The sequence below is a fragment of the Clostridium sp. ATCC BAA-442 genome (assembly GCF_964239415.1).
In the GTDB taxonomy this organism is placed as follows: domain Bacteria; phylum Bacillota; class Clostridia; order Oscillospirales; family Oscillospiraceae; genus Flavonifractor; species Flavonifractor plautii.
In genome coordinates this window covers 41,458-47,059 of record NZ_CAXSQB010000028.1, presented here as the reverse complement: position 1 = coordinate 47,059, position 5,602 = coordinate 41,458, and the positions used below count along the sequence as shown (strand labels likewise).

5 protein-coding genes are annotated in these 5,602 nt (G+C 64.5%); all 5 read left to right on the top strand.

The window, feature by feature from the left end; genetic code table 11:
- Nucleotides 1–928: ABC transporter substrate-binding protein (locus ACESY8_RS12575; protein ID WP_498794757.1), on the top strand; the 928-nt coding region annotated here is incomplete at its 5' end.
- A 78-nt stretch (nucleotides 929–1,006) separates the two neighbouring features.
- Complete coding sequence (locus tag ACESY8_RS12570; protein ID WP_054338723.1) at nucleotides 1,007–2,518, top strand: sugar ABC transporter ATP-binding protein; 1,512 nt, start codon at nucleotides 1,007–1,009, stop codon at nucleotides 2,516–2,518.
- A 5-nt stretch (nucleotides 2,519–2,523) separates the two neighbouring features.
- Entirely contained in the window at nucleotides 2,524–3,573 is a 1,050-nt protein-coding gene (locus ACESY8_RS12565; RefSeq protein WP_024724801.1) for an ABC transporter permease, read from the top strand.
- Between the two features lie 21 nt (nucleotides 3,574–3,594).
- Complete coding sequence (locus ACESY8_RS12560; RefSeq protein ID WP_054338724.1) at nucleotides 3,595–4,635, top strand: Gfo/Idh/MocA family protein; 1,041 nt, start codon at nucleotides 3,595–3,597, stop codon at nucleotides 4,633–4,635.
- Between the two features lie 19 nt (nucleotides 4,636–4,654).
- A complete protein-coding gene (locus ACESY8_RS12555) occupies nucleotides 4,655–5,569 on the top strand; it encodes a sugar phosphate isomerase/epimerase family protein (protein ID WP_054338725.1) in 915 nt (304 codons plus the stop codon).
- The last annotated feature ends 33 nt before the right edge of the window (nucleotides 5,570–5,602 follow it).

The window sequence follows — 5,602 nt, the reverse complement described above, 5'->3', positions numbered from 1 at the left end:
TGTTGAACCACTCCTGGGCACCGCCGCCACCGACACCCCCGCGCCTGAGGGCGAGGTCTACAAGATCGGCATCCTGGCCCCCGCCGTCACCCACGGCTGGTCCGCCGGCGTGGCCTACTACGCTGAGCAGCGTTGTAAGGAGCTGGCCGACGAGGGCAAGATCGAATATCTGGTGTCTGTCAGCAATGACGCCGCCCAGATGACCACCCAGCTCGATGATTTCAAAACCTGGGGCGCCGACGCCATCGTGGCCTTCCCCCAGTGGGAGGGCATGGAGGCTCCCATCCAGCAGGCCATTGACGAGGGCATCACCGTTGTGAATTTCGATATCGCCATCGACGCCGACGGCGTGTACCGCGTGTCCGGCGACAACTACGACATGGGCTATCAGAGCGCCCAGTACATCGTGGACAAGATCGGCACCGAGGGCACCGTGGTCATCCTGGACGTGCCCACCTCCGGCTCCGTGGCCGAGCTGCGCAAGCAGGGCTTCACCGAGCACATGGCTGAGCTGGCCCCCGACATGAACCTCATCGAGTACGCAACGGAATTCACCCGCGGGGCCGGCCGCGCGGACATGGCGGACATTCTGACCGCCAATTCCCAGATTGACGCCGTCTTCTCCATGGACGACGAGACCTCCATCGGCGTCCTGCAGGCCATCCGTGACGCCGGCCGCACCGACATCAAGGTCATCACCGGCGGCGGCGGTGCCCAGGAGTGGTTCAACATGATGCTGGCCGACGAGAACCAGGACATCTGGCTGCAGTCCGCCCTGTACTCCCCCGACATGGTGGAGGACGCCGTGGACATGGCGCTGGATATTCTGAACGGCAACGCCCCCGAGGACCCCGTGAAGATCATCCCCACCACCATTCTGGACCGCGACACCGTGGAGTCCCACCTGGACGAGAATTCTCCCTACTAATCAGATTTCCCGCTGATAAAGGGGCTATGGCACCAGCCATAGCCCCTTTCCCGAAAGAACAGAAATGGATGTGATCTCATGACACTGGAGATGCGCGGCATCTGCAAATCCTTCGGTTCCAACGACGTGCTCAAGCACGTGGACTTCTCCATTCAGGGCGGGGAGATCTGCGCCCTGCTGGGCGAGAACGGCGCGGGCAAGTCCACACTGATGAACATACTGGGCGGCGTGCTGCCCGCCGACCGCGGTGAGATCGTCATCGATGGCACCCCCGTCCACTTCCGCACCCCCTCGGACTCCCTCAGCGCGGGAGTCGCCTTTATCCACCAGGAGCTCAGCCTGATCAACGATCTGGCCATCTACGAGAACATGTTTATCGGCCGGGAACTGAAAACCAAATACGGCCTGTTGGACGCCAAGGCCATGATCCGGAAGACCCAGGAGGTCTTTGACCGTCTGGAGCTGAACCTGGATCCCCGCACCATGGTGCGGGAGCTGGATGCGTCCTACAAACAGATTGTGGAAATTTCACGCGCCATGATGATGGAGGCCTCCCTGATTATCATGGACGAGCCCACCACCTCCCTGACCGACCCGGAGATTGAGCGCGTGTTTGATATGATGCGTATGCTTCAAAAGCAGAACGTGGCCATCGTCTTCATCTCCCACAAGCTCAAGGAGGTCATGGAGGTCTGCAACCGGTACACCGTGCTGCGGGACGGCAACATGGTGGCCGCCGGGCCGGTGGCCGAGGTGACCACCGCCGACCTGGCCCGGTTCATGGTGGGCCACGACGTGCGCACCGAGAACCTGCACCAGGACAAGGAGCTGGGCGGCGAAATCCTCCGTGGGGAGGGGCTGGGCGACTGCGCCCACTTCCGGGACATCTCCTTCACCGTCCACGCCGGCGAGGTGCTGGGCGTCACCGGCCTGCTGGGCGACGGCCGCAGCGAGCTGTTCCAGGCCGTCTTCGGCGACCTGCCCTACACCGGGCAGCTCTTTGTGGAGGGCCGGCCCGTCAAGGTGACCTCCACCCCCCAGGCCATCCGGCTGGGCATCGGCTATGTCCCCCGCAACCGCAAGGAGAACGGCATCATCAAGGACATGGATATCGTGGAGAACGGCTCCATGGTCACCCTCCCCCGGCTGGCCCGCCGGGGCCTCATCAACCAGCGCCGCCGGGACGCGGAGTTTGACCGCCAGGTGGGCGAGCTGCACATCAAGATGGGCAAAAAGACCGACCTCATCACCAGCCTGTCCGGCGGCAACCAACAGAAGGTGGTGCTGGCCAAATGGCTGTCCGCCCACCCCAAGGTGCTGATTCTGGACAACCCCACCCAGGGCGTGGACGTGGGCGCCAAGGAGGAGATCTACGACATCATCCTGCGGCTGGCCCGGGAGGGCGTGGCCGTGGTGGTGCTGTCCAGCGAGGCCCAGGAGATCATCCGCGTGTGCGACCGCGCCCTGGTTCTGTACCACGGCGCCCTCCAGGGCGAGGTCTCCGGGGCGGACATGAACGAGCAGACCATCATGCACCTGGCCACCGGCGGCGCGGCGCCTTCCGCACAGGCAATTCATACAGAGGAGTAACGGCTATGGGAACGAAAGAACTGGAAAAGAAATCCTCCGGCGGCGGACTGGTCGCCGCCTGGAAGCAGAACCCCCTGGTCAGCACCGGCCTGGTGCTGATTCTGATGATCGTCGTCCAGACCGCCATCATGATCTACAACTTTGGCGAGGGCAGCGTGGGCGAGCTGCTGCTCTCCCTGCTGACCAACTGGCTCAACATTCTGCGCAACAACGCCCCCGTGGGCATCATCGCCCTGGGCATGACCTTCGTCATCATCTCCGGCGGCATTGATCTGTCCGTCGGCTCCACCCTGGTGGCCGTGGGCGCTATGGTCATGATGGTGGTGGACGGCAGCGCCACCGGCCTGCTGGCCGGCATGGGCATCACCGGCGTGCCCGCCTACATCATCGCCATCGCCGTGGGCCTGGTCTTCGGCGCGCTGCTGGGCTGGCTCAACGGCGTGCTCATCGCCCACGGCAAGCTGCCCCCCTTCATCGCCACCCTGGGCACCATGCAGATCTTCCGCTCCGTCACCCAGCACCTGACCCAGCACGCCAACCCCTCCGTGCCCAAGGGCTTCCTCCAGATCGCCAATCTGAAAATCGGCAGCTTCTACATCATGCCCATCCTCTACTGGCTGGCCATCGCCGCCGTCCTCTATGTGGTGTCCAAGCGCACCACCTTCGGCCGCCATGTGTTCGCCGTGGGCTCCAACATCCGCACCGCCCGCCTGTCCGGCATCAACGTCAACAAGGTTAAGCGCCGCATCTACATGCTCACCGGCATGCTGGTGGCCATCGCCGCCATCATCCAGGTCTCCCGCATCGGCTCCATGGACTACGCCAGCGCCGGCAGCGGCTATGAGATGGACGCCATCGCCGCCGTCATCGTGGGCGGCACCAGCATGTCCGGCGGCAAGGGCTCCATCGTGGGTACCGTACTGGGCATGCTCATCATCGGCGTAATGAACAACCTGCTGACCCTCTTCGGCGTGCCCCCCTTCCTGCGGGAGGCCTGCAAGGGCGTCATCGTGATCGTCGCCGTGCTGCTCCAGAAGAAGGAAGCCGACGCGTAAGAGAAAGGAGCATCCCACATTATGTTCAATATCGGCATCATCGGCTGCGGCAAGATTGCCCAGGTGCGCCACATCCCCGAGTACGCCGCCCACCCCCAGGCCCGGCTGGCCGGGTACTACGACCTCAACCAGGAGCGGGCCCAGGCCCTGGCCGCCCAGTGGGGCGGCCAGGCCTACCCCACCTGGGAGGCGCTGCTGGCCGACCCGGCCATCGACGCGGTGAGCATTTGCGCGGCCAACACCGCCCACGCGGAGCTGACCATCGCCGCCCTGAGGGCGGGCAAGCATGTGCTCTGCGAGAAGCCCATGGCCACCACCTTGGCCGACTGCGAGGCCATGGCCGCCGCCGCCCGGGAGAGCGGCAGGTTCCTCATGATCGGCCAGAACCAGCGCCTGACAAAGGCCCACCAGAAGGCCCGCCAGTTGGTGGCGGACGGGGTGCTGGGGGACATTCTCACCTTCCGCACCACCTTCGGCCACGGCGGCCCCGAGACCTGGAGCGTGGATCCGGGCAAGAACACCTGGTTCTTCGACAAGAGTAAGGCCGCCATGGGCGCCATGGCCGACCTGGGCATCCACAAGACTGACCTCATCCAGTACCTGCTGGGCCAGACCGTGGTGGAGGCCACCGCCAAGGTGACCACCCTGGACAAGCGGGGGGCCGACGGGCAGCTCATCGGCGTGGACGACAACGCCATCTGCATCTACCGCATGAGCGGCGGCGCCATCGGCACCATGACCGCCAGCTGGACCTACTACGGCGCGGAGGACAACTCCACCGTGCTCTACGGCACAAAGGGCATCCTGCGCATCTACGACGACCCGGCCTACTCCCTCAAGCTCATCACCGCCGGCGGGGAGAAGGCGCTCTACGAGCTGGAGGCCATCCAGACCAACGACAACCAGACCGCCTCCGGCGTCATCGACTGCTTCATGGACTGCCTGACCGGCAACACGCCCCCCGCCATCTCCGGAGAGTCGGTGCTCACCGCCATGCGGGCCGTGTTTGCCTGTCTGGAGTCCTCCCGGACAGGCAGGGCGGTGTCCGTCGCCCAGGATTAACGAAAGGAGTTTTCACAATATGAAACTTGGTTTTGTCAGCGCCATCCTGGACGGCTGGAGCTTTGAGGAGATGATCGACACCGCCCGCGACCTGGGCTTCTCCTGCGTGGAGGCGGCCTGCTGGCCCTCCGGCAAGGCCGAGCGCCGCTACGCCGGGGTGAGCCACATCGACGTGGATGGCCTCACCGACGAGAAGGCCGCCTATATCCTGGGCTACTGCAAGGAGCGGGGCGTGGAGCTCTCCTCCCTGGCCTTTTACCCCAACACCATGGACGAGGATCTGGAGAAGCGGGCGGCCAATATCGCCCACCTGAAAAAGGTCATCCTGGCCAGCGAGAAGCTGGGCGTGGGCATGGTCACCACCTTCGTGGGCCGGGCCACCCACAAGACCGTGGAGGAAAACCTGGAGCTGTTCCGGGAGATCTGGCCCCCCATCGTCGCCTTTGCCGAGGAACACCACGTCAAGGTGGCCATCGAGAACTGCCCCATGTGGTTCGACGCCACCAACTGGCCCGGCGGCCAGAACCTCTTCACCACCCCCGACATCTGGCGCAGGTGCTTTGAAATCCTCCCCAGCCCCAACTTCGGCATCAACTACGATCCCAGCCACTTCATCTGGCAGCAGATGGACTACATCCGCCCCCTGTACGAGTTCAAGGACCGCATCTTCCACGTCCACTACAAGGACATCAAGCTCTACCCCGAGAAGCTGGCCCGGGTGGGCGTCATGGCCTACCCCCTTCAGTATATGGAGCCCAAGCTGCCCGGCCTGGGCGACGTGAGCTGGGCCAAGTACGTCTCCGCCCTCACCGACATCGGCTACAGCGGATACACCTGCATCGAGGTGGAGGACCGGGCCTTCGAGGGCAGCCGGGAGCGCATCCTGGACTCCCTGCGCCTGTCCAAGCGCTATCTGGAGCAGTTCGTCATTTAACGCCAGCGGGGGGGGGGGGGGGGGGGGGGGGGG